Genomic DNA, 22,306 nt, shown 5'->3' with positions numbered 1-22,306 from the left:
GTCGGTCTCACACACCCCTGGACGGAAGGCCGGGAACCCCCCGTGACCCCCGCCGGGACGACCGCGCTGGTCAGCTCCGTGGCAGCCGACCGGCGGGCGGCGTCCGGCCGCCTCACCCGGCGGGGTGGCAGCCGGGTCAGGCGGCCCGCGGGGTGGTGCGGCGCAGCCGCCACGCCAGGACGGTGAGGACCCCGTACCCGAGGCCGACGACCAGCAGCCCCGCGCCCGGCAGCGTCCACTCCAGCTCGTCGGAGACCGCCGCGTCGCGCAGTCCGGAGAGCCCGGCGGTCAGGACGACGGCGGCGATGGCCAGCAGCCCGCCGACGGCGGCCAGGCGCGGCCGCAGCGAGGGCGCCAGCACCGAGCCGAGGACGACGGCGCCGGCCAGCAGGAGCCCGCCGAGCAGCGCCAGCCCGGGCCGCTCGAGCAGCCCCTGCGGCCCGTCCTGCTCGACCACGGTCTGCAACCCCGTCGTGGGATCGGTGACCAGGCGGTCGGGGACGTCGGCCGCCGGCAGCACCAGGCAGAGCACCGTGCCGACCCCGAGCAGCACCGCGAGAGCGGCCAGTCCCGGACGGGCCGGGTCCAGCGAGCCGGCGTCCTCCATGACCGTGCGCCCCCACGCCGCGGCGGCCACCGCACCCGCGAGCACGGTGAGCCCGAGGGCGACGACGCCGAGGACCCAGCCGGCGCCGATCTCGACCGAGCTGGTCAGCACCCACCGGCCGGCGATCACCTCCATGCCGGGACGCACGGTCGACGCCTGGCCGCGGTACAGCTCGATGAGCAGGAGGCCGACGGCGAGGGCGCCGGCCACGCCGGCGTAGGCCAGCCCGAACCGGGGCACCCGGCCCGCCGCGAGGCCGGCCCCCGTCGCGGCCGAGGTCAGCGGCACGACCAGTCCGAGCAGCACGCTGCCGAGCCCGCCGGCCTGGGAGACCTCCTGCCCGCCCACCACCAGGTAGGTCGGGAACAGCGCCACCACACCGGCCAGCCCGGCCAGCACCAGCAGGGCGCCGGCCAGCCGCGCCCCGGGCGGCGTGGCACCGACGACGAGCCCGTCGGCCGCGCCGGTGGCCGAGACGGGCCGGTCCGACGGACGGCGCGGTCCCGTGCGTCGCGCGGACGCGGCACGGCGGGCGGAGTCGCTCCCCCGGCCGGCGCTCCGGTCACGGGAGGGTGCACCCCGCCCGCCGGTGTCGCGGTCGCGGGTGGAGCCATCTCGGGCGGCCACCGTTCCCCCTTCGTCGAGTCGGTCACGAACCGGTGTCGATCTCCGTCGCCCCGGCACGTACGTGTGACGAATGCCACACATCAGCTTTACCGTCCGGTTAACCGGGCATGTCTGGAGTCGACTGCACCGCCGGCGAACGTCGGACCCGGGCTCCGCCGGCGGTCACGAACGGGGAGGGACGTGGAGATGCACCCACTCGGCGACCCGGAGTCCGAACCAGACTCGCACACCCGCGGCCCCGGCTCGCGGACGCCACTGAACCCGTTGCGCAGCCTCGTCACCCGCGCGGCCCTCACCGGGGGGATCACCGAGCTCGCGCTCGTCGGGGCCCACGTCCTCATGTACCCGCTGGGCACGCGCACCGAGCCGCTGCGGCTGGATCCGCGATGCCGGCCCGGTGAGCAGCCCCCCGGCGTCCGGGCACTGTTCGCCGCCGACCCGCTCGCCGCGCGCACGCCGGTCGTCCTCGTCCACGGCCTCGTGGACAACCACTCGATCTTCGCCGTGATGCGCCGCAGCCTGCGCCGCCGCGGCTTCGCCCACGTCTGCTCGTGGAACTACAGCCCCCTGCTCACCGACGTCGCCCGCGGTGCGCGGGCCCTCGGGAACCACCTCGACCACCTCTGCGAGCAGACCGGCCACGAGCGAGTACACGTCGTCGGGCACAGCCTCGGCGGGCTGATCGCCCGCTACCACGTGCAGCGCCAGGGCGGTGACCGGCGGGTCGAGTCGCTCGTGACCCTGGGGACGCCGCACCAGGGGTCGCTGCTCGCGCACCTGGTGCCCACCCCGCTGGTACGCCAGCTCCGCCCGGGGTCACCGGTGCTGCAGGAGCTGGCCGAGCCGGCGCCGGGCGTCCGCACGCCGGTCACCGCGATCTACAGCGACCTCGACCAGGTGGTGCTGCCGACCCAGGCCGGCCGGTGCGACCACCCGGACCTGATGGCCCGCAACGTGCTCGTCCGCGGGATCGGCCACATGTCCCTGCCGTTCCACCGCGGCGTGGTCGACGAGGTCGCGGCCACGCTCGCCGGGGTGCGACGTCCCGGCACGATCCCCGCCTCCGCGCCGGCCGCCGTCGCCTGAGGCCGGCACCACCTCCCCCACCCGCACCGCCCGTCGCGCTGCCGCGCGCCGTCGTCCGGCCGGTCGGCACCCCGCCCGACGCGTGGGCACCGGCGGTCCCGTCCGTCACATCCGCCCCAGCGGTTGCAGACAAGGCGACACAGGGGTGTCGCTGACCCGTGGCGACCTGACGCATCGTTACGGTCCGATCACGGCGCCGGTACCCACCGGTGGGGGTCCACCCGGACTCCCGAGCCACCGTCGCTCCCCCGACGGACCGCCCTCGCGGCGACCGCTCGGGAGGGTCGCTCCCCCAAGGAGGTGCTCCGTGACTCCGCAGCCCGCACTGCTCGAGCGACCGGGGACCGACCACGAGCCGGCCGCTCCCGTCATCCCGGCACCGCGCGCCGCCGTCGTCCCGCAGCCGCCCGCCGCCCCCGCGACCGCGCCGTCTCAGCCCACCGACGACACCCCGCCGGCCCGCCGCCGCAGCCTGCCCCGGCCGCCCGGCAAGCGCGGCCCCCTGTGGCTGGCCGCGCTGGTCGTGGGCGCCGTCGTCGCGGCCCTCCCCACCACGATGGGCGACTCGGCCACCGACGTCGCGGTCAGCGCGGCCGAGTACGGCCTCGGCACCGCCTCCGACATCGGGCTCACCGGCGACATGGAGGACGCCGGCGTGCGCCGCGGCATCACCGAGGCCGAAGCCCAGGCCCGCCTGGGCGAGCTCGCCGCCTCCCGCGCCGCGCGCACCCCGCGCACCGTGCTGCCGACGCAGGGCCGGCTCACCACCTGCTTCTGCCAGCGCTGGGGCACCATGCACTACGGCATCGACCTGGCCGGGCCCCTCGGCACGCCGATCGTGGCCGCCACCGACGGCGTCGTCATCCGCGCCGGCCGCGCCTCCGGGTACGGCAACGCGGTCTACATCCAGGACGCCGACGGCAACGTCCACATCTACGGGCACATGCGCTACTACTCGGTGTCGGCCGGGGACCTCGTGCACGCCGGCGACCAGATCGCCAAGGTCGGCAACGAGGGCCAGTCCACCGGGCCGCACCTGCACTACGAGATCCACCGCGGCGGCATGAGCGGCCGCCCCATCGACCCGCAGGACTTCCTCGCCGAGCGCGGCGTCTCCCTCTGATCCGTCGTCCTCCCGGACGACGACCGCGGCCACGTGGCCCGATCGATCACCGCTCCGCGGCCCATGCCCCGGCTCCTGCGGTGTCGCCCTCGCCCTTGCGGTGTTGCAGCGCCGCATGAGCGTGCAGGACACCGCAAGAGCGGCGGGTCGACGACGCCCGACCAGATCTGACCAATCGTCGGCGCCCGGTGCCCGCCCGGGCGCTCTACGGGTGTTCCTCGCGCTCTGCGGGCGCCACAGGACCCGCAGTGCGGGGAGAACGCCCGCAGAGCACCGCCCGGTGCGGCCCGGACGACCGCGGTGTCAGAGCTTGACGAGCGGGGCGTAGCGCAGGACGAGGCGCTTGGTGCCGCCCGAGCCGAAGTCCACGGTCGCCTGGGCCTTGTCGCCGGCGCCGGTGACCTCCACGACCGTGCCCAGCCCGAACGCGTCGTGGCTGACCCGGTCGCCCACCTCGACGGCGATGACCGGCCGGTTGCCCGCGCCGCCCCGCAGCCCGCCGGTGGACAGCCCGGTGGCGGCCACCCGCGTCTGCGCGGAGCGGTACCCGGTGCTCGGCGCGGGAGCCGGCTCCTTGCCCGCCCACTGCACGGTGTCCGACGGCATCTCGTCGAGGAACCGGGAAGGCGGGTTGTAGGCCGGCTGCCCCCAGCTGGTGCGCACCGTGGCGCGGGAGATGAACAGCCGCTGCTGCGCGCGGGTGATGCCGACGTAGGCCAGCCGCCGCTCCTCCTCCAGCTCCCGCGGGTCGCCCAGCGCCCGCAGGTGCGGGAAGACGCCGTCCTCCATGCCGGTGAGGAAGACGACGGGGAACTCCAGGCCCTTGGCGGTGTGCAGGGTCATCATCGTGACGACGCCCGCCTCGTCCCCGGCGACGGGGATCTGGTCGGCGTCGGCCACCAGCGACACCTGCTCGAGGAAGTCGGTGACCGAGCCGCCCGGGTTGGCCGCCTCGAACTCGGCGGCCACGGAGATGAGCTCGTTGAGGTTGTCGACGCGGCCCTCGTCCTGGGGGTCGGTGCTGGCCTGCAGCTCGGCGAGGTAGCCGGTGCGGTCGAGGATGCTCTCCAGCAGCGCGGCGGGGCCGGAGCCGGTCTCGACGAGGTTCTCGAACTCCTCCAGCAGCGCGACGAACTCCTGGATCGCCTTGAGCGACCGCGGCGCGAGGGTGTGGACCTCCGAGCAGCGGCGCAGGGCGCTGGCGAAGGCGATGCGCTCGCGGTCGGCGAAGGTCTCGATGCAGGACTCGGCCTTCTCGCCGATGCCCCGCTTGGGCACGTTGATGACCCGCCGCAGGCTCACCACGTCGGCGGGGTTGGCGACCACCTTGAGGTAGGCCAGCGCGTCGCGGACCTCCTTGCGCTCGTAGAAGCGCACCCCGCCGACGACCTTGTAGGGCATGCCGACGCGGATGAACACCTCCTCGAACACACGGGAGGCGTTGTTGGTCCGGTAGAAGACGGCGATGTCCTTGGGCTTGGCCTTGCCCTCGTCGACCAGCGCGTCGATCTGCTCGGCGACCCAGGCGGCCTCGTCGTGCTCGTTCTCGGCGACGTAGCCCTCGATCAGCTCGCCGTCGCCGGCGTCGGTCCAGAGGTTCTTCGGACGCCGGCCGGTGTTCTTCGCGATGACCTGGTTGGCCGCCTTGAGGATGCGCTGCGTGGAGCGGTAGTTCTGCTCCAACAGGATCGTCGTGGCCTGGGGGTAGTCGCGCTCGAACTCGTCGATGTTGCGGATCGTGGCGCCACGGAAGGCGTAGATCGACTGGTCGGCGTCACCGACGACGCACAGCTCGGCCGGCGGGACGGCGCCGCCCTCCGGCCCCACCAGCTCGCGGACCAGCACGTACTGGGCGTGGTTGGTGTCCTGGTACTCGTCGACCAGCACGTGGCGGAACCGGCGGCGGTAGTGCTCGGCGACGTCCGGGAAGGCCTGCAGCAGGTGGACCGTCGTCATGATCAGGTCGTCGAAGTCCATGGCGTGGGCCTCGCGCAGCCGCCGCTGGTAGAGCCGGTAGGCCTCGGCGAGCACCTTCTCCGGCGCCGTCCCCGGGACGTAGCTCTCCTCGTCGATGAGCTCGTTCTTGAGGTTCGACACCTGGGCGGCGAGGCTGCGGCCCGGGTAGCGCTTGGCGTCGAGGTCGAGGTCGCGGGCGACCATCGTCATCAGCCGGACCGAGTCGCCCTGGTCGTAGATCGTGAACGACGACTTCATACCGAGCTTGCCGGCCTCGGCGCGCAGGATGCGCACGCACATCGAGTGGAACGTCGACACCCACATGGCCCGGGCCCGCGGGCCGACGAGCGCGGCCACGCGCTCCTTCATCTCGCCGGCGGCCTTGTTGGTGAAGGTGATCGCGAGGACCTCGCCCGGCTGCGCCCCGCGGGCGCCGAGCAGGTAGGCCACCCGGTGGGTGAGCACGCGCGTCTTGCCCGACCCGGCGCCGGCGACGATGAGCAGCGGACCGCCCTCGTGGACGACGGCCTGCCGCTGCGGGCCGTTGAGCCCGGCGAGCATGCGGTCCAGTTCCCGGCCCACCGAGCCGGAGGCGGAGCGCTGGAGGGCGGCGGTACCGGGGAGGGCCTGCTGGACGCTCATCCCGGGGACCCCGCGGAAACGAGGAGCGCCAGCGGAGCGTTTTCGTGGGGTGGGTTCATGACGACACCACTGTAGTTCGGTCGGGTGACGGTCCCCGGTCCCCAGGAACGGGCGGCGCACCGGCCGGGGACCGGCTGGCGATCACCGACGCCGTCGTGGCACACTCCTCGACGTGCTCACCGCGCTCAGCTTTTACTACGGCCACCGGGATCCGGTGTCCGTCACCGCTGGCTGAGCACACGCCGCAACAGACGCCCCGGGCCCGAGGAGCCCGGGGCGTTTCTCGTTCCAGGGGTCCGACGGCCTCCCGCCCGCCCCGGAGGAACACCCCATGACCGCCACGCTCCCCACCGCCGCCGACGCCGACGCGCGCATCGCCGACCTGCGCGAGGAGATCGACTCCTGCGACGCGGAGATCATCGCGCTGGTGCAGCGCCGGCTGGCCGTGTCTCAGCAGATCGGTGAGCTGCGCCGGGCCGCGGGCGGCACCCGCCTGTCGCTGTCGCGCGAGCAGCAGGTGCTCGCCCGGTTCCAGGAGGCGCTCGGCCGCGACGGCGCGACCCTCGGCATGATGCTCCTGCGCCAGGGCCGCGGCCGCCTCTGAGCTCCACGCGCCACCCGCGGCCGCCTCTGGGCTCCAGGCGTCACCCGCGGCGCGGGTCCATGGGCGGGAAGTCCGCGTGGCGGTGGGTCAGCCACCACTCGCCGTCCACCCGCCGGTAGAAGTGGGTGACCCGCAGCGTCATCGGCCGCCGCTCCCCGCCGTCGACCCGGACCAGGCCGTGCTCGGAACCGACCGTGCAGGCGAGGTCGCCGTCCACGTGGACGACGTCGTTGGTGGGGGTGAGCGCCCCGTCGCTGAACCGGCTGCCCACCCACTCGAACGTGCTGGTCACGTCGGCGTGGCCCTTCTCGATCGGCCCCCAGGCGCCGAACAGGGTGACGTCGTCCGACCGCAGCCACAGCGCCGCGTACGGGGCCGGGTCGCCGGCACCGATCGCCGCCAGCGCGTCCGCCGTCCGCTGCAGGGCCTTCTCGAAGTCCGGGTCCATGTCCGCTCCTCCCCCGGCCGACCCGCCGGCGCGGGCCGCCGCGAACCGTCCCCCGCGGCCCGTCAGGGTGCTCCGGACCGGATCCGGACGGAACCCCCGCGGCGGCGTGTCCCGTCCCCGCTGCCGGACGCGTTCCGCGGGCTGACGGGACGCCACCTAGGCTCCGGCGGGTGACCTCCGCGCAGCCCTTCCGTCCCGCCGAGCACGTCGACCGCGTCCTGTGTGTGCTCGCCCACCCCGACGACGTCGACTTCGGCAGCTCCGGGACCGTCGCGACCTGGACGGCGGCCGGCACCGAGGTCACCTACCTCATCGTCACCGACGGCGACGCCGGCGGCTTCGACGAGACGCCGCGGGAGCAGATGGGTCCGCTGCGGCGGGCCGAGCAGGAGGCCGCCGCGGCGGTGTGCGGGGTCAAGGACGTCCGCTTCCTCGGCTACCCCGACGGGCGGCTGGAGCTCACCCTCGACCTGCGCCGCGACATCAGCCGGGTCATCCGGGAGGTCCGGCCGCAGCGGGTGCTCACCAGCTCCCCGGAACGGTTCTGGGAGCGGGTCGGGGCCAGCCACCCGGACCACATGACCGTCGGGGAGTCGACGATGCGGGCGGTCTACCCCGACGCCCGCAACCCCTTCGCCTTCCCCGAGCTGCTCGCCGAGGAGGGGCTCGAGGCCTGGACGGTCGACGAGGTGTGGCTGACCGCCAGCCCGCGCGCCGACCACGTCGTCGACGTCACCGACGTGGTGGAGCTGAAGTTCGCGGCGCTCAAGAGCCACGTCACCCAGGTCAGCCACCGCGACGACCTCGAGGAGTTCGTCGGCGGCTGGATGCGGCAGACCGCGGCCCGATTCGGCCTCCCCGGGGGCCGGCTCGCCGAGGCCTTCCACGTCGTCCACACGGCCTGACGCTGAGCAACCGCCGCGCGTCCGGAAACCCCGACGGAACACGAGTTCCACAGGCGTAACCAGCGGTTCGTTCGACTCGTCCGGCCAGCACCCCACGGACGGGAGAACCACATGACGCAGACCACGCCGCAAACAGGCCGGCCCGACCCCGCCACCGCCGCGGAGGTCGTCGAGCGCGGCATCGGCCGGCGCACGTTCGTCCAGGCCGCGCTGGCCGCCGGCGCCGCGCTGGGGACGGGTCTGGTCACGGCGTCGCCCGCGGCCGCGACGCCGCGCACCCGCCTGCCCGGCGAGGTCCTGCAGCCCGGTCAGGGACCCGTCGACGGCGAGGTGTACGTCTCCTCCCTGCCGGACGAGGTGCTCTGGGGCTACCTGCCCCGCGTCGGTGACGCGCCCGTGGCCCGCGTCCGCTCGGGCAGCACGGTCACCGTCGACACGGTGAGCCACGAGGGCATCCTCGAGGACCAGGGCCGCGACCCCGTGGCCTGGTTCGGCGGCAACGGCGTCCCCCGCGAGCAGGTGCTGGACGACGCGGTCGCCATCGCGTCCGGGTACGCCAAGCACGTGCGCGACTTCGACGCCGACGGGCCGCACGTCGTCACCGGTCCGGTCTTCGTGGACGGCGCACAGCCCGGCGACGTGCTGAAGATCGAGCCGCTCACCGCGCTGCCCCGGGTGCCCTACGGCGTGGTCTCCAGCCGGCACGGCAAGGGCGCGCTGGCCCGCCAGCTGGTGGGCCCGGAGGGCGGGATCACCGAGGCCGAGGTCATGCCGCCGGTCGAGACCGACGGGCGCGCCACCGGTGACCCGGCGCGGTACGGCAACGTCTCGGTGTTCACGCCGCTGGAGCGGGCCCGGAGTGGGGAGACCCGCGCGTGGATGCCGGTCGGCGCGGCCGGTCGCCGGGTCTCCTGGCCGGTCGACTGCTTCGCCGGGCTCATGGCCGTGGCCACCGTGTCCGACGCGCCGGCTCTGAACGACCCGCTGGTGAACTCCATCCCGCCGACCGTCGGCGGCGGCAACATCGACATCCGCCGCCTGAACGTCGGCTCGGCGTTCTACGTGCCGGTGGTCGCCGAGGGAGCCCTGTTCTCCGTGGGCGACCCGCACATGTCGATGGGGCACGGCGAGGTGGCGCTGACCGCCCTGGAGGGGTCCCTGCGGCTCACGTTCCGGCTGACGGTCTGCAAGCCGGGCGACGGGACCGCCCCGTCGGTGGCCTTCCGGTACCCGTTCGGCGAGTCACCGGACGCCTGGCTGCCGATCGGGCTGTCCGACCCCGACGGGTACCGCGACGGGCAGTTCGTCGACCTCGACGTCGCCGCGCGGCGCGCCGTGGTCAACGCCCTCGACTTCCTGGAGACCGACCTCGGCATGGATCGGACGGTCGCCTACGCCTACCTCTCGGCGGCGGCCGACTTCGAGGTCTCGCAGGTGGTCGACCGGACCGTCGGCGTCCACGGCGTCATCTACAAGAGCCACTTCGCATGAGCCACGGCTGTTGCGCCTGCAGCGCCACGTCACAACAAGCGGTTGGTCGCCGCCCAGCGGGTGAGCTCGTTGCGGTTGGACAACTGCAGCTTGCGCAGCACGTTGGACGCGTGGGACTCCACGGTCTTCACCGAGATGAACAGCCGTGAGCCGATCTCGCGGTAGGTGTAGCCGCGGGCCAGCAGCTGCATCACCTCCCGCTCGCGGGCGCTGAGCAGGTCCAGCCCGGGGTCGGTGGCCGGGTCCTCCGACGGCGCGGGAGCGGACGCCGAGGTCGCGGCGAAGGCGTCGAGCACGAAGCCGGCCAGCCGCGGGCTGAACACCACGTCCCCGTCGGCGACCCGGTGCACGGCGTCGCGCAGGTCGGGCCCGGAGATGGTCTTGGTGACGTAACCCCGGGCGCCGGCCCGGATGACGGCGATGACGTCCTCGGCGGCATCGGAGACCGACAGCGCCAGCCAGCGCACCGCCGGCAGCTCCGCCCGCAGCGTCTCGAGCACCGCGTGGCCGCCGCCGCCGGGCAGGTGGACGTCGAGCAGCACGACGTCGGGCGTCGTGGCCCGGATGCCCTCGACCGCGCCCGCGACGTCGGCGGCCTCCCCGACGACCGTCACGGCGTCGCCCAGCTCGGTGCGCACGCCCGACCGCACCATCGCGTGGTCGTCGACCAGGAAGACGCGCGGCCCCCGCACCTCGCTCACGCGGCCTCCCTCGGCAGGTACATCTCGACCTCGGTCCCCTCCCCCGGCGCGGAGCGCACCGTCGCCGTCCCGCCCACGCGGGCCAGGCGCCCGGTGACGGAGTCCCGCAGCCCGCGCCGGTCGGCGGGCACCTCACCCGGGTCGAACCCGGCGCCCCGGTCGCGGACGAACACCTCGACGCGCTGCGGCGTCACCTCGGTGTAGAGGTCCGCCGACGTCGCACCGGAGTGCTTGGCCGCGTTGACCAGGGCCTCCTTGGTGGCCGCGCCGAGGGCGGCGAGCGCGTCGTCGACCGGCGCGTCCCCGACGACGACCGACTCGACGGTCAGCGCATGGTCGGCCTCCACCTCGGCGACCATGCCCTCGACCAGCGCCGCCCAGGTGCCCCCGGCGGCCTTCTCCGGCTCGTAGAGCCAGGTGCGCAGCTCGCGCTCCTGGCTGCGGGCCAGCCGGGCCACGGCCTTCGGGTCCTCGGCGTGGCGCTGGATCAGCGCGAGGGTCTGCAGCACCGAGTCGTGCAGGTGGGCGGCGACCGCGGCCCGCTCCTCCGAGCGCACCCGCGCGGTGCGCTCCGCCTCGCGGGAGGCGAGCAGCCGGCGCCACAGCGGGGCGGTGGCCAGCGCGACGCCCACGAGGATCACCAGGGTGGCGGCGAAGCCGTTGCGGGCGTTGGCCAGCTGCCCGGTCGTGGCCAGCAGCAGCACCAGCCCGGCGGCGCCCAGGGCGATGCCACCGGCGAGCACCCACGGGACGCCGGGCCGGGACAGGGTGCGGTCGGTGTCCAGCTGCCGCCAGATGACCGCCAGCCCGGCACCCACCAGGACCAGGGGGACGACGAGGTCGTTGTTGCCCCAGGTGGCCAGGTTGGTGACCAGCACCAGCCCGCCGAACCCGAGCAGGGTGAGGCCGAGGGTCTGCCGGCGACTGGGCTCGGTGGCCGGGTCGCGCTCCTCGGGGACGACGTCGACGTCCGCGACGGGCATGAAGAACCACAGCAGCGCGTAGGCGATGACGCCGACGCCCGTGACCGCGAGGACCACGAAGCCGATGCGGACGGCGAGCGGGTCCAGCCGCAGGTGCACCGCCGTGCCCGCGGCGACACCGGCCAGCAGCCGGCCCGACCGCGGGCGTGCCAGCGGCGGGCGCTGCGGCACGAGGGCAGTCGTCGTCACGCTGTCGATCGTCGCACCGCAGGTCGTCGCGTCACACCGGTGATCACCCTGGAGTACCGGACCAGGGTCGATTGGGGGCCTTCCCTGATGTCCCCGGGCGGCGCCGCGGCGCAGGCTCGTCGCATGACATCGGCACCACCTCCTCCCCCGGCACCCCCCGCTCCCCCGCCGTCCGACCCGCCGATGGCGGAGTACCCGCCGCCCCCGTCGGGTCCGCCGGTCCGCCCGCCGCTGCGGCGCAGCCGCACCGACAAGGTCATCGGTGGCGTCTCCGGCGGCCTGGCCGAGTACTCCGGCATCGACGCGCTGCTGTGGCGGGTCGGCTTCGTCGCCCTGGCCATCGCCGGCCCGGGCATCCCCGTCTACCTCCTGCTGTGGCTCTTCATGCCGGCCGGGCCGGGCGGCCCCGCGGGGTACGGCCGCCGCTGGGAGCGGGCCGACCGCGGTCCGCGCTCGCCGGTCCCGGGCATCACGCTGGCCGGCCTGCTCATCGTCGTCGGCACGCTCGTGCTGGTCAGCCGGTTCACCGACTGGTCGATCGACCCGCGGTTCATCCTCGGGCCGGCGCTCCTGGTGGTCGGCCTGGGGCTGGTCGCGGCGGCGTTCACCGGCGGACGGCGGGCCAAGGGCGGCCTGATCGCGCTGGGCGCCCTGCTCTCGGTGGCGCTCATGGTCGTGTCCGCCGAGCCGTGGCGGGACCTCGACGACGGCGTCGGCGACCGCACCTACCGGCCGCTGACCGCCGCCGACGTCCGTCCCGAGTACCACCTCGGCGTCGGTGACGCGGTGCTCGACCTCACCGACGTCGACCTCTCGGACCTCGACGGCCCGATCACCACCCGCGTGGACGCCGGGGTCGGCGACGTGGACGTGCTCATCCCCCGCTCCGCCGACGTCCGGGTGCAGGTGTCCAGCGGCATCGGTGACGTCGACGTCTTCGGCGACGGCGTGGTCGACGGCTACCACGCCGGCACCGGGTCCAGCCCCTGGACCGGCGACGGGGACCCCGAGATCGTGCTGACCATCAACGCCGGCATCGGCGACGTGGAGGTGGACCGTGCCTGACTACAGCGAGTTCCCGACGACGCCCACCGCCTGGCAGGAGCACGCGTTCGGTGACATCACACCGCTGCCGGTCGAGGACCCGCCGCCCCCGCCGGCACCGCGCCGGGGCATCGACCTCACCGCGCTGGTCCCCGGCCTGGTGTTCGTCGTCCTGGCCGTCTCGCTCATGGCCGGCGCGGTGTTCCCCTTCGACCTGTTCGACGACGGGGGCCTGCTGTGGCTGGTGCTGATCGGCGCCGGCGTGGCCCTGCTGGTCAGCGAGGTGCGCAAGGTCCGCCGCCGGCGGCGCTGACGCACCGGGAGGGGTGGATCGGGCGGAGGGCCCGGGGAGCGGTGGCTCCCCGGGCCCTCCGCCGTTCGTCAGCCGGCGACGCGGGCGCAGAAGGCCAGCGCCCGCTCCCACAGCACCTCGGTGGCCGCCGCGTCGTACTCCGCGGGCAGGCTCGGGTCGGTGAACAGGTGCCCGCCGACCGGGTGCTCGACGAACTCGACGAGGCTGCCGCTGCGGCGCACGTCGGCCAGGAAGCCGTCGACCCACTCCTGGGCGCGGAACGGGTCCCGCTCCCCGTAGTGCACCTGCACCGGCACGCCCGCCGGCCACGCCGCCACCCCGAGCACCGCCAGCGGCAGCGCGCCGGAGAACAACAGGACGCCGGAGCAGCGCCGCTGCGTGGCCACGTACTCGGCCATGCCCGCGCCGTTGGAGAACCCCGCCGCGACGAAGCCGTCGGGCAGCTCCCGGACGGCGTCGACAGCGGCCTGCATCAGCGCCGGGAAGCCGACCTCCTCGACGTGCGCACCGGCGTCGGCGTAGTCGTCGAAGACCCGCCCCTCGTACTGGTCGACGACGAGCACCTCGTGCCCGGCGGCCCGGAACCGGTCGGCGGCGTCGGTGATGCCGGGGCGGACGCCGAGGACGGAGTGGAACAGCGCGATCGAGGCCATGCCGTCAGCGTGGCCCAGGGTGCTGACAGGGCAGGTGACGTGCTGGACCGGCCCCGTCGCAGGGACCCGCGGCCGAGCGCGAGCGAGGGCGTGGGGGGCGACGGGGCCCTTCTACTCCCACTCGATGGTGCCCGGCGGCTTGCTGGTCACGTCGAGGACGACGCGGTTGACCTCGGGCACCTCGTTGGTGATCCGGGTCGAGATCCGCGCCAGGACGTCGTAGGGCAGGCGGGTCCAGTCGGCGGTCATCGCGTCCTCGCTGGACACCGGCCGCAGCACGACCGGGTGGCCGTACGTGCGCCCGTCCCCCTGGACGCCGACCGAGCGGACGTCGGCCAGCAGCACCACCGGGCACTGCCAGATCTCCCGGTCCAGGTTCGCCGCGGTGAGCTCCGCGCGGGCGATCGCGTCGGCCTTCCGCAGCACGTCCAGCCGCTCCTGGGTGACCTCGCCGACGATGCGGATGCCCAGCCCCGGCCCGGGGAACGGCTGGCGCCACACCAGCGACTCCGGCAGGCCCAGCTGCAGCCCGACCTCGCGCACCTCGTCCTTGAACAGGGTGCGCAGCGGCTCGACGAGGGTGAACGTGAGGTCCTCGGGCAGGCCGCCGACGTTGTGGTGGCTCTTGATGTTCGCCGTCCCGGTGCCGCCGCCGGACTCGACGACGTCGGGGTAGAGCGTGCCCTGCACGAGGAAGTCGACGGTCTCGCCGTGCGCCTTCGCGTCGGAGACGACGTCGAGCGCGGCCTGCTCGAAGACGCGGATGAACTCCCGGCCGATGATCTTCCGCTTCTGCTCGGGGTCGCTCACCCCGGCCAGCGCGTCGAGGAACTGGGCGCGGGCGTCGACCACCCGCAGGTCGGCGCCGGTGACGGCGACGAAGTCCCGCTCGATCTGCTCGGTCTCGCCTTCCCGCATCAGCCCGTGGTCGACGTACACGCAGGTCAGCCGGTCGCCGATGGCGCGCTGGACGAGCGCGGCGGCGACCGCGGAGTCGACCCCGCCCGACAGCGCGCACAGCGCCCGCCGGTCGCCGACCTCCGCGCGGATCCGCTCGACCTGCTCCTCGACGACGTTGGCCATCGTCCAGGTCGGCTCCAGACCGGCGATGTCGAACAGGAAGTGCTCGAGCACCGTCTGCCCGTGCGCGGTGTGCCGCACCTCGGGGTGGAACTGCACGCCGGCGAGCTTGCGGTCGACGTCCTCGAACGCGGCGACGGGAGCGCCGGTCGAGGTCGCGGTGACGGTGAACCCGGGCGGCGCGGCGCTGACGGCGTCGCCGTGGCTCATCCACACCGACTGCTCGACCGGCAGCGACCCGAACAGCCGCGCCTGCGTGGTCACCGTCAGCGGGGTGCCGCCGTACTCGCGGTCGCCGGTGTGCGCGACGGTGCCGCCGAGGCTCTGCGCCATCGCCTGGAAGCCGTAGCAGATGCCGAACGCCGGGACGCCGGCCTCGAACAGCGTCGGGTCCACCTGCGGAGCGCCCTCGGCGTACACGCTCGACGGCCCGCCGGAGAGCACGATCGCGGCCGGCTTGCGGGCGACGATCTCCTCCGCCGGGACGTCGGAGGGCACGATCTCGGAGTAGACGCCGGCCTCGCGGATCCGCCGGGCGATCAGCTGCGCGTACTGGGCGCCGAAGTCGACGACCAGGACGGTCGGGAAGTCCATCAGTGGTCCTGCGTGGCGGGCTGGTAACCGCCGATGACCAGGTCGACCCGCTGGAACTCCTTGAGGTCGCGGTAGCCGGTCTTGGCCATGGTCCGGCGCAGCGCCCCGAACAGGTTGGTCCGGCCGTCGGCGGTCTGCGCGGCGCCGAGCAGCACGTCCTGCAGCGACCCGGCCGGCGGGATCGGCGTCGACACACCGCCGCGCGGCAGCCGCGGGTGCGCCGCCACCGAGTCCCACCAGATGCCGCCGCCGGGCGCCTCGGCCGCCGCGCGCAGCGGCTCGCCGACCTGGACGGCGTCGGCACCGCAGGCCAGGGCGCGGGCGATGGCGCCGCTGGTCTCGATGCGCCCGTTGGCGATGACGTGCACGTACCGGCCGCCGGTCTCGTCGAGGTAGTCGCGGCGGGCCGCGGCGGCGTCGACGATCGCGCTGGCCAGCGGCACCCGGACGCCCATGACGGCGTCCCCGGTGGAGAAGCTGTCGGCGCCCACGCCGACGATGACCCCGGCCGCTCCGGTGCGCATGAGGTGCAGCGCGGTCTGGTAGTTCGCCGCGCCGCCCACGATCACCGGGACGTCCAGGTCGGCGATGAACTCCTTGAGGTTCAGCGCACCGCCCTGCGTGGTGACGTGCTCGGCGGAGACGATCGTGCCCTGGATGACCAGCAGGTCCACGCCGGCCGCCAGCACCGCGGGCGCCAGCTGCTGGGTGTGCTGCGGGGAGACCCGGACGGCGGTGGTCACCCCGGCGTCGCGCATCTCCTTGATCCGCGAGGTGATCAGGTCGGGCTTCACCGGCTCGCAGTAGACGTCCTGCAGCACCGACACCGGCGGGGCGCCCTCGGCCGCGGCCTCGCGGATCCGGCGGTAGACCGATGCGGGGTCGTCGTACCGGGTCCACAGGCCCTCGGCGTTGAGCACGCCGAGCCCACCGGCCTGCCCGACGGCGATCGCCGTCGCGGGGCTCATCACGGCGTCCGAGGGGCTGGTCACCAGCGGGATGTCGAACCGGAAGGCGTCGATCTGCCAGGCGGTGGAGACGTCGTCGACGTCCCGGGTGCGCCGCGAGGGCACGATCGAGACCTCGTCGAGGTCGTACCCGCGGCGGGCGAAGCGGTTCAGCCCGATCTCGACGGTGTCACGCGTGGGCATCTCCGGTCACCGACCCCGGTAGTTGGGAGCTTCGACGGTCATCTGGATGTCGTGGGGGTGGCTCTCCACCAGACCCGCGGAGGTGATGCGGGTCAGCCGGCCGCGCTCCTGCAGGTCCTCGACGGTCTCCGCCCCCGCGTAGCCCATGGAGGCGCGCAGGCCGCCGACGAGCTGGTGCGCCACGCCGGCCAGCGGGCCGCGGTAGGGCACCTGGCCCTCGATGCCCTCGGGGACGAGCTTGTCGTCGGAGAGGACGTCGTCGGCGAAGTAGCGGTCCCGGCTGTAGGACTGGTTGCCGCGCTTCTGCATCGCGCCCAGCGACCCCATGCCGCGGTAGGTCTTGTACTGCTTGCCGTTGACGAACACCAGCTCGCCCGGCGCCTCCTCGACGCCGGCGAACAGGCCGCCGATCATCACCGTGGACGCGCCGGCGACGAGCGCCTTGGCGATGTCGCCGGAGTACTGCAGACCGCCGTCGGCGATCACCGGGACGCCGGCCGCCCGGGCCGCCAGCGCGGCCTCGTAGATGGCGGTGACCTGGGGGACGCCGACGCCGGCGACCACCCGGGTGGTGCAGATGGAGCCGGGCCCGACGCCGACCTTCACCGCGTCCACGCCCGCGTCGACCAGCGCCTGCGCACCCGCGCGGGTGGCGACGTTGCCGCCGACCACCTGGACGCCGTGGCCGACGGTCGCGAAGTCCTTCTTCACGCGGGCGACCATGTCCAGCACCGCGCGCTGGTGGCCGTGCGCGGTGTCGACGACCAGCACGTCGACGCCGGCGTCGACCAGCAGGCCGGCCCGCTTGTAGGCGTCCTCGCCCACGCCGAGCGCCGCGCCCACCATCAGCCGGCCGTCGACGTCCTTGGTGGCGTTGGGGTACTGGTCGCGCTTGACGAAGTCCTTGACGGTGATCAGCCCGCGCAGCCGGCCGGCGTCGTCGACCAGCGGCAGCTTCTCCACCTTGTGCTTGGAGAGCAGGCGCAGCGCGGTGTCGGCGTCGACACCGACCGGGGCGGTGATCAGCGGCATCGGCGTCATCACGTCGCGGACCAGCACCGACTGGTCGGTCTCGAACCGCATGTCGCGGTTGGTCACGATGCCCACGAGGACGCCGTCGGCGTCGACGACGGGCGCACCGGAGATCCGGTAGCGCGCCGACAGCGCGTCGACCTCGGCGAGGGTGTTCTCCGGGGAGCAGGTGACCGGATTGGTGACCATGCCGGCCTCGGAGCGCTTGACCAGGTCCACCTGGCCGGCCTGCTCCTCGGCGGCGAGGTTGCGGTGCAGGACGCCGATGCCGCCGACGCGGGCCATCGCGATCGCCATCCGGGCCTCGGTGACGGTGTCCATCGCGCTGGAGACCAGCGGCACGGCCAGCCGGATGCCCCGCGTGAGCTGGCTGCTGGTGTCCACCTCGGCCGGCACGACGTCGGACGCACCGGGGATCAGCAGGACGTCGTCGTAGGTGAGCCCGAGCGGCGCGAACTTCGCCGGCAGCTCGGGAACGAACTCGTCGGGCTGCATCGAAGCCGCCACCCCTCCGGATCGGCCGGCGCCCTGATGGGCGCGCGGGAGTCTCCGTCGATCGTAGGCGGCGACACCGCGCGCTCGATGTGATGCCCGTCAGGCCACTACCGTGGGAGCCGTGAGTACGTGGGACGACGCATCCGGGCCCGACTTCGGGCCCGCCGACCAGCCAGGTCCGCCGCCGCTGACCATGGAGGAGCGGGCCGGCGTCCTGGACGACCTCGCCGAGCTGGAGGTGTTCCGCACCCTCCTGGAGCCCACCGGCATCAAGGGCATCGTCGTGGACTGCCCCGACTGCGACGAGGAGCACCACGTCGACTGGGCCCTCATGCAGGCCAACCTGCGCCAGCTGCTCGAGGAGGGGCAGACCGGCCGCCACGAGCCGCCGTTCGACCCCGACCCCGACGACTACGTGAGCTGGGACTACGCCAGCGGCTACGCCGACGGGATCGCCGCGATGGCCGAGCGCGAGGAGCCCGGCAGCGGCCGCGCCGGCAAGCACGCCCGCGACGACTGAGTCACTGCGGTCCTCCGGACGGCACCGCGGCCGCGTGCCGTCCCCGGCTGCGTGGAGCCGCTGCCCGTGTCCCGGTCGGGGACCCTCCGGACCCCTCGACCGGTCCACCCGGACGCGTGCCGTGCCCGACCTGCGCTGCCCTCCCGTCGGTCCCGATCGCTGTCCCGGCCCGCTGACACGCCGAGAGCCCCCGGCGCGCACGCCGGGGGCTCTCGTCATCGCGGTCGGTCAGGACCGCATCGTCACTGCATCATGCCGCGGCGGAAGCCGGTGGCCACCGCCTCGGCGCGGTCCTTGGCGCCCAGCTTGCGGAACAGCCGGCGGGCGTGGGTCTTGATGGTGTCCTCGGACAGGTAGAGCTCCCGGCCGATCTGGGCGTTGCTCTTGCCCTGGCTCATGCCGGTCAGCACCTGCATCTCGCGCATCGACAGGCTGACCGCCGCCGGCTCGCGCACGGTGGAGCGCACCGTCGTCGGGGCGGACCCGGCCAGCGGGGTGGCACCACTCCACGCGGGGCTCGCGGTGGCGGCGCCGACCGACGCCAGCGGCACCGGCTGGTGCGGGATGGAAGGGGCGGGACCCCGGCCGTCGACCCGCAGCCCGACCCGGGACAGGCCCAGGCCCATCTCCAGGGCCGTGGCGTCCCAGCGCAGGTACCCGCGCGCACCCACCGCGACGGCGGCCCGCACGCTCTCGGCGTCGTCGGGCGCGCCGAGCACGAGCACCGGCAGCCGGGGGTGCGCCCGCAGTGCCTGGGTGGCGACGGTCAGCCCGGAGTCCAGCGCCCGCTGGGTGCCGACCAGCAGCACGTCGGGCAGCCGGGTCGCCAGCCGGGACATGAGGGCGGCGGCGTCACCGACGACCTCCACCCGGCCCACGAACGGCAGCGCCACCAGCCGGCCCGCGATGTCGTCGCGGACCCGCCGGCGCTCGTCGTAGACCCACACGGTCGTCGTGCCCTGGCCCGGGCCGCGCATCCTGTCGTCGATCACGCCTGCTCCTCGCTCTCCCGGCCGCTCGGTACCGTCCGGGTCCCACCGCCCGGATCCCCCGGCCGGGTGTCGCTCGGGCGGGAGTCCCCACCCGGGGCACCGCCGTCGCCACCGGCAGTGCCGACGCTCCGTGGGGTGTCCCACGCCGGAGTTCGACACGACCTGCAGTCACCTTGATCGAGTGCGGGGGGTGACGACAGCGCCTCTCACCCAGCGGGGGGAGACGAGAGCCGTGAAAATGCAGGGTCACGGTGTGTTTGACCCGTGGAGGCCTCGGGCACCGGGCCCCTTGCAGCCGGACCGCCTTCTCCGGCCCGCACCGAGCCGAGGAGGACCTTCATGGCCGACATCCGCCGACTCCCCACCCCCGTTGCCGAGGTCTGGGACTGGCAGCTGCACGGAGCCTGCCGTGGCGAAAGCACGGCCCTGTTCTTCCACCCCGACGGCGAGCGCGGCCCGGCCCGGGCCCGGCGCCAGGCGGCCGCCAAGGCCGTCTGCGCCCGCTGCCCCGTCATCGACGCGTGCCTGAAGCACGCACTGTCCGTCCGCGAGCCGTACGGCGTGTGGGGCGGCATGAGCGAGGAGGAGCGGGCCCGGCTGATCGCCGCGGAGCCCGCCGCCGTCGCCGCGGGGGTCTGAGCCTCCTCCACAGACGCGGCAGAGGGCCGGTCCAGCAGCTGCTGGACCGGCCCTCTGTGCGTTCTGGCGCTCCCTTGTGCGACGAGATCGGCGATCTCGCACGTCCCGACGGCGGGAAGCGTGCGAGATCGCCGATCTCGTCAGGAGCCGGGGCTCACCTCAGTGGCTGTGCCCGTGGCCGTGCGAGTGGCCGTGGGTGTGGTGCCCGGCACCCGCGTGCTCGTGCTCCTCCTGCGGCGCCTCGACGACGGCGGAGTCGGTGGTCAGCACCATCGCGGCGATCGAGACGGCGTTGCCCAGCGCGGCCTTGGTGACCTTGACCGGGTCGATGACGCCCTGGGCGACCAGGTCGCCGAACTCGCCGGTCGCGGCGTTGAAGCCCGTGCCCGTGCCCGCCTCGCGGACCTTGGCGACGACGACCCGGCCCTCGAACCCGGCGTTCTCGGCGATCCGCACCAGCGGGGCGTCGAGGGCGGCACGGACGGCGCGGGCGCCGGTGAGCTCGTCACCGGAGAGGCCGAGGGAGTCGATCGCGGCCGCCGCGTGCACGAGCGCCGAGCCACCGCCGGGGACGACGCCCTCCTCCACCGCGGCGCGGGTGGCGGCGATGGCGTCCTCGATGCGGTGCTTCTTCTCCTTCATCTCGACCTCGGTCGCCGCACCGACGCGGATGACGCCGATGCCGCCGGCGAGCTTGGCCAGCCGCTCCTGCAGCTTCTCGCGGTCCCAGTCGGAGTCGGTCGCCTCGATCTCGCGCCGGATCTGGGCCACGCGGTCGCCGATGGCCTGGGTCGTGCCGCCGCCGTCGACGATCGTGGTGTTGTCCTTGTCGACGGTGATCCGGCGGGCGGTGCCGAGCACCTCCAGGCCGACCTGGTCGAGCTTGAGGCCGACGTCCTCGCTGACCACCTGACCGCCGGTGACGACGGCGAGGTCGGTCATGAACGCCTTGCGCCGGTCACCGAAGTACGGCGACTTGACGGCGACGACCTTGATCGTCTTCCGGATGGAGTTGACGACGAGGGTGGACAGCGCCTCACCCTCGACGTCCTCGGCGACGATCAGCAGCGGCCGGGCGCCGGTGGACAGCACCTTCTCCAGCAGCGGGAGCAGGTCGGCCAGGGCACTGATCTTGCCGCTGACCAGCAGGACGAGGGCGTCGTCGAGGACGGCCTCCATCGCCTCCTGGTCGGTGACAAAGTAGGGCGAGAGGTAGCCCTTGTCGAACTGCACGCCCTCGGTGACGTCGAGCTCGGTGGAGAGGGTGTTGCTCTCCTCGACGGTGATGACGCCGTCCTTGCCGACCTTCTCCATGGCCTCGCCGATGAGCCGGCCGACCTCGGCGTCCTGCGCGGAGATCGTCGCGACGCCGGCGATGGAGGCCTGGTCGGAGACGGGGATGGCGACCTCGTCGAGGGCCGTGGCGACGGCGTCGGCGGCGGCGCGCATGCCGGCGCCCAGCGCCATCGGGCCCGCGCCGGCGGCGACGTTGCGCATGCCCTCGTGGACCAGGGCCTGGGCCAGCACGGTCGCGGTGGTGGTGCCGTCACCGGCGACGTCGTTGGTCTTGGTGGCGACGTTCTTGGCCAGCTGGGCGCCGAGGTTCTCGTAGGGGTCCTCGAGCTCCACCTCGCGGGCGATCGTGACGCCGTCGTTGGTGATGGTGGGCGCGCCGAACTTCTTGTCGAGGACGACGTTGCGGCCGCGCGGGCCGAGGGTCACCTTGACGGCGTCGGCGAGCTTGTCGACACCGCGCTCGAGCGCGCGGCGGGCGTCCTCGTTGAACTTGATGATCTTGGCCATGGGGCCCTTCCGATACGGAGTTCAGGGGGTCGGACGACGACCGCCCCGGGACCCGGTGTTCGGGTCGCCGGGGCGGTCGGTGCGGAGGTGGGTCACCCTCGGGGCGGGACCGGATGCCGGCCCCGTCCCGAGGCTCGTCCCGAGCTCGCGAGGGATGAGGAGGACGGGGTCCTTCTACTTCTCCACGACGGCGAGCAGGTCGCGGGCGGAGAGCACCAGGTACTCCTCGCCGGCGTACTTGACCTCGGTGCCGCCGTACTTGGAGTAGATGACCACGTCGCCGACCTTGACGTCGAGCGGCACGCGGTTGCCGTTGTCGTCGACGCGGCCGGGGCCCACGGCGACGACGGTGCCCTCCTGGGGCTTCTCCTTGGCGGTGTCCGGGATGACCAGACCGGAGGCGGTGGTGGTCTCGGCCTCGTTGGCCTGGACCACGACACGGTCCTCCAGCGGCTTGATGCTGACCTTGGTAGCGGTCGTCACGTCGGCGACGCCCCCTTCGGTGTCGGACGGCTGGTGGGTTGGTGCTGATGCTGTGGCACGGGGGCGGGGCCTGCCGTCGCGGGGGTCAGGCGCCTGCCCGTGTCGATTGGCACTCTACCCATGAGAGTGCCAGCCGCTCAACCGG

At 74.1% G+C, this 22,306-nt stretch carries 21 protein-coding genes; 9 read left to right on the top strand and 12 right to left on the bottom strand.

The genetic code is table 11. The annotated features are described in order from the left end of the window. Nucleotides 1-136: 136 nt before the first annotated feature. Nucleotides 137-1,234 (bottom strand): hypothetical protein, encoded by a 1,098-nt coding sequence (locus tag ACI784_RS01225; protein ID WP_457012292.1) that lies wholly within the window; start codon nt 1,232-1,234, stop codon nt 137-139. A gap of 186 nt (nt 1,235-1,420) precedes the next feature. On the opposite strand from ACI784_RS01225, the gene ACI784_RS01220 reads away from it, so the two are divergent. Both ACI784_RS01220 and ACI784_RS01215 read left to right on the top strand, forming a co-directional pair. Continuing rightward, nucleotides 1,421-2,320, top strand: coding sequence for an esterase/lipase family protein (locus tag ACI784_RS01220; protein WP_457012318.1), 900 nt, complete (start codon nt 1,421-1,423; stop codon nt 2,318-2,320). 307 nt (nt 2,321-2,627) lie between these two features. After that, the gene (locus ACI784_RS01215) at nt 2,628-3,443 is read left to right on the top strand and encodes a M23 family metallopeptidase (RefSeq protein WP_457012291.1); all 816 of its coding nucleotides are present in this window, start codon (nt 2,628-2,630) and stop codon (nt 3,441-3,443) included. A 303-nt stretch (nt 3,444-3,746) separates the two neighbouring features. On the opposite strand, the gene pcrA is transcribed toward ACI784_RS01215, so the two are convergent. After that, a complete protein-coding gene (gene pcrA, locus ACI784_RS01210) occupies nt 3,747-6,041 on the bottom strand; it encodes a DNA helicase PcrA (RefSeq protein ID WP_457012290.1) in 2,295 nt (764 codons plus the stop codon). Between the two features lie 331 nt (nt 6,042-6,372). On the opposite strand from pcrA, the gene ACI784_RS01205 reads away from it, so the two are divergent. Next, nucleotides 6,373-6,645 carry a chorismate mutase gene (locus tag ACI784_RS01205; protein WP_456922992.1) on the top strand — a complete coding sequence of 91 codons (273 nt, stop codon included), beginning with the start codon at nt 6,373-6,375 and terminating at the stop codon, nt 6,643-6,645. A gap of 40 nt (nt 6,646-6,685) precedes the next feature. Here the strand turns inward: ACI784_RS01205 and ACI784_RS01200 are convergent, their stop codons facing one another. After that, entirely contained in the window at nt 6,686-7,093 is a 408-nt protein-coding gene (locus tag ACI784_RS01200) for a YybH family protein (protein ID WP_456922991.1), read from the bottom strand. A 170-nt stretch (nt 7,094-7,263) separates the two neighbouring features. Here ACI784_RS01200 and ACI784_RS01195 point away from each other — a divergent pair, with 170 nt between their 5' ends. Both ACI784_RS01195 and ACI784_RS01190 read left to right on the top strand, forming a co-directional pair. Beyond that, entirely contained in the window at nt 7,264-7,998 is a 735-nt protein-coding gene (locus ACI784_RS01195; protein WP_457012289.1) for a PIG-L deacetylase family protein, read from the top strand. Nucleotides 7,999-8,109: 111 nt separating this feature from the next. Beyond that, a complete protein-coding gene (locus ACI784_RS01190; RefSeq protein ID WP_457012288.1) occupies nt 8,110-9,489 on the top strand; it encodes an acetamidase/formamidase family protein in 1,380 nt (459 codons plus the stop codon). Between the two features lie 29 nt (nt 9,490-9,518). Here ACI784_RS01190 and ACI784_RS01185 read toward each other — a convergent pair whose 3' ends face one another. Both ACI784_RS01185 and ACI784_RS01180 read right to left on the bottom strand, forming a co-directional pair. After that, a complete protein-coding gene (locus ACI784_RS01185) occupies nt 9,519-10,190 on the bottom strand; it encodes a response regulator (protein WP_456922988.1) in 672 nt (223 codons plus the stop codon). Next, the gene (locus ACI784_RS01180; RefSeq protein WP_456922987.1) at nt 10,187-11,362 is read right to left on the bottom strand and encodes an ATP-binding protein; all 1,176 of its coding nucleotides are present in this window, start codon (nt 11,360-11,362) and stop codon (nt 10,187-10,189) included. Before ACI784_RS01180 ends, ACI784_RS01185 begins: the two co-directional genes overlap by 4 nt. A 183-nt stretch (nt 11,363-11,545) precedes the next feature. Here ACI784_RS01180 and ACI784_RS01175 point away from each other — a divergent pair, with 183 nt between their 5' ends. Beyond that, nucleotides 11,546-12,427 (top strand): PspC domain-containing protein, encoded by an 882-nt coding sequence (locus ACI784_RS01175; protein ID WP_457012287.1) that lies wholly within the window; start codon nt 11,546-11,548, stop codon nt 12,425-12,427. Continuing rightward, nucleotides 12,420-12,719 (top strand): hypothetical protein, encoded by a 300-nt coding sequence (locus ACI784_RS01170; RefSeq protein ID WP_456922985.1) that lies wholly within the window; start codon nt 12,420-12,422, stop codon nt 12,717-12,719. The genes ACI784_RS01175 and ACI784_RS01170 overlap by 8 nt, the downstream gene beginning before the upstream one ends. Nucleotides 12,720-12,787: 68 nt before the next feature. On the opposite strand, the gene ACI784_RS01165 is transcribed toward ACI784_RS01170, so the two are convergent. The 4 genes from ACI784_RS01165 to guaB all read right to left on the bottom strand — a co-directional run bounded on the left by ACI784_RS01165 (nt 12,788) and on the right by guaB (nt 17,724). After that, nucleotides 12,788-13,372 carry a dienelactone hydrolase family protein gene (locus tag ACI784_RS01165; protein WP_457012286.1) on the bottom strand — a complete coding sequence of 195 codons (585 nt, stop codon included), beginning with the start codon at nt 13,370-13,372 and terminating at the stop codon, nt 12,788-12,790. Between the two features lie 111 nt (nt 13,373-13,483). Then, the gene (gene guaA / locus ACI784_RS01160) at nt 13,484-15,046 is read right to left on the bottom strand and encodes a glutamine-hydrolyzing GMP synthase (protein WP_456922983.1); all 1,563 of its coding nucleotides are present in this window, start codon (nt 15,044-15,046) and stop codon (nt 13,484-13,486) included. Beyond that, nucleotides 15,046-16,197, bottom strand: coding sequence for a GuaB3 family IMP dehydrogenase-related protein (locus ACI784_RS01155; RefSeq protein ID WP_457012285.1), 1,152 nt, complete (start codon nt 16,195-16,197; stop codon nt 15,046-15,048). The genes guaA and ACI784_RS01155 overlap by 1 nt, the downstream gene beginning before the upstream one ends. A 6-nt stretch (nt 16,198-16,203) precedes the next feature. Beyond that, nucleotides 16,204-17,724, bottom strand: a complete 1,521-nt coding sequence (guaB, locus tag ACI784_RS01150; protein WP_457012284.1) for an IMP dehydrogenase — start codon at nt 17,722-17,724, stop codon at nt 16,204-16,206. A 121-nt stretch (nt 17,725-17,845) separates the two neighbouring features. On the opposite strand from guaB, the gene ACI784_RS01145 reads away from it, so the two are divergent. Further along, nucleotides 17,846-18,244, top strand: a complete 399-nt coding sequence (locus ACI784_RS01145) for a DUF5319 family protein (RefSeq protein ID WP_456922980.1) — start codon at nt 17,846-17,848, stop codon at nt 18,242-18,244. A 242-nt stretch (nt 18,245-18,486) separates the two neighbouring features. Here ACI784_RS01145 and ACI784_RS01140 read toward each other — a convergent pair whose 3' ends face one another. Next, nucleotides 18,487-19,236 carry a response regulator transcription factor gene (locus ACI784_RS01140; protein WP_456922979.1) on the bottom strand — a complete coding sequence of 250 codons (750 nt, stop codon included), beginning with the start codon at nt 19,234-19,236 and terminating at the stop codon, nt 18,487-18,489. Nucleotides 19,237-19,575: 339 nt separating this feature from the next. On the opposite strand from ACI784_RS01140, the gene ACI784_RS01135 reads away from it, so the two are divergent. Next, complete coding sequence (locus ACI784_RS01135; protein WP_456847850.1) at nt 19,576-19,875, top strand: WhiB family transcriptional regulator; 300 nt, start codon at nt 19,576-19,578, stop codon at nt 19,873-19,875. A 159-nt stretch (nt 19,876-20,034) separates the two neighbouring features. Here the strand turns inward: ACI784_RS01135 and groL are convergent, their stop codons facing one another. Beyond that, the gene (groL, locus tag ACI784_RS01130; protein WP_457012283.1) at nt 20,035-21,678 is read right to left on the bottom strand and encodes a chaperonin GroEL; all 1,644 of its coding nucleotides are present in this window, start codon (nt 21,676-21,678) and stop codon (nt 20,035-20,037) included. A gap of 174 nt (nt 21,679-21,852) precedes the next feature. Next, nucleotides 21,853-22,161, bottom strand: coding sequence for a co-chaperone GroES (gene groES / locus ACI784_RS01125; protein ID WP_456922977.1), 309 nt, complete (start codon nt 22,159-22,161; stop codon nt 21,853-21,855). Nucleotides 22,162-22,306 lie beyond the last annotated feature (145 nt).

The organism is Geodermatophilus sp. SYSU D01186, from assembly GCF_054050215.1.
The sequence above is the reverse complement of the archived record's forward strand: the minus strand, read 5'-3'. Positions and strand labels throughout refer to the sequence as shown.

Bases quoted from the DNA above. Each gene is read 5' to 3' on its own strand.
- ACI784_RS01220 (WP_457012318.1), top strand. From the start codon at position 1,421: ATGCACCCACTCGGCGACCCGGAGTCCGAACCAGACTCGCACACCCGC.
- pcrA (WP_457012290.1), bottom strand. From the start codon at position 6,041: ATGAGCGTCCAGCAGGCCCTCCCCGGTACCGCCGCCCTCCAGCGCTCC.
- ACI784_RS01205 (WP_456922992.1), top strand. From the start codon at position 6,373: ATGACCGCCACGCTCCCCACCGCCGCCGACGCCGACGCGCGCATCGCC.
- ACI784_RS01200 (WP_456922991.1), bottom strand. From the start codon at position 7,093: ATGGACCCGGACTTCGAGAAGGCCCTGCAGCGGACGGCGGACGCGCTG.
- ACI784_RS01190 (WP_457012288.1), top strand. From the start codon at position 8,110: ATGACGCAGACCACGCCGCAAACAGGCCGGCCCGACCCCGCCACCGCC.
- ACI784_RS01175 (WP_457012287.1), top strand. From the start codon at position 11,546: ATGGCGGAGTACCCGCCGCCCCCGTCGGGTCCGCCGGTCCGCCCGCCG.
- ACI784_RS01165 (WP_457012286.1), bottom strand. From the start codon at position 13,372: ATGGCCTCGATCGCGCTGTTCCACTCCGTCCTCGGCGTCCGCCCCGGC.
- guaA (WP_456922983.1), bottom strand. From the start codon at position 15,046: ATGGACTTCCCGACCGTCCTGGTCGTCGACTTCGGCGCCCAGTACGCG.
- ACI784_RS01155 (WP_457012285.1), bottom strand. From the start codon at position 16,197: ATGCCCACGCGTGACACCGTCGAGATCGGGCTGAACCGCTTCGCCCGC.
- guaB (WP_457012284.1), bottom strand. From the start codon at position 17,724: ATGCAGCCCGACGAGTTCGTTCCCGAGCTGCCGGCGAAGTTCGCGCCG.
- ACI784_RS01135 (WP_456847850.1), top strand. From the start codon at position 19,576: ATGGCCGACATCCGCCGACTCCCCACCCCCGTTGCCGAGGTCTGGGAC.
- groL (WP_457012283.1), bottom strand. From the start codon at position 21,678: ATGGCCAAGATCATCAAGTTCAACGAGGACGCCCGCCGCGCGCTCGAG.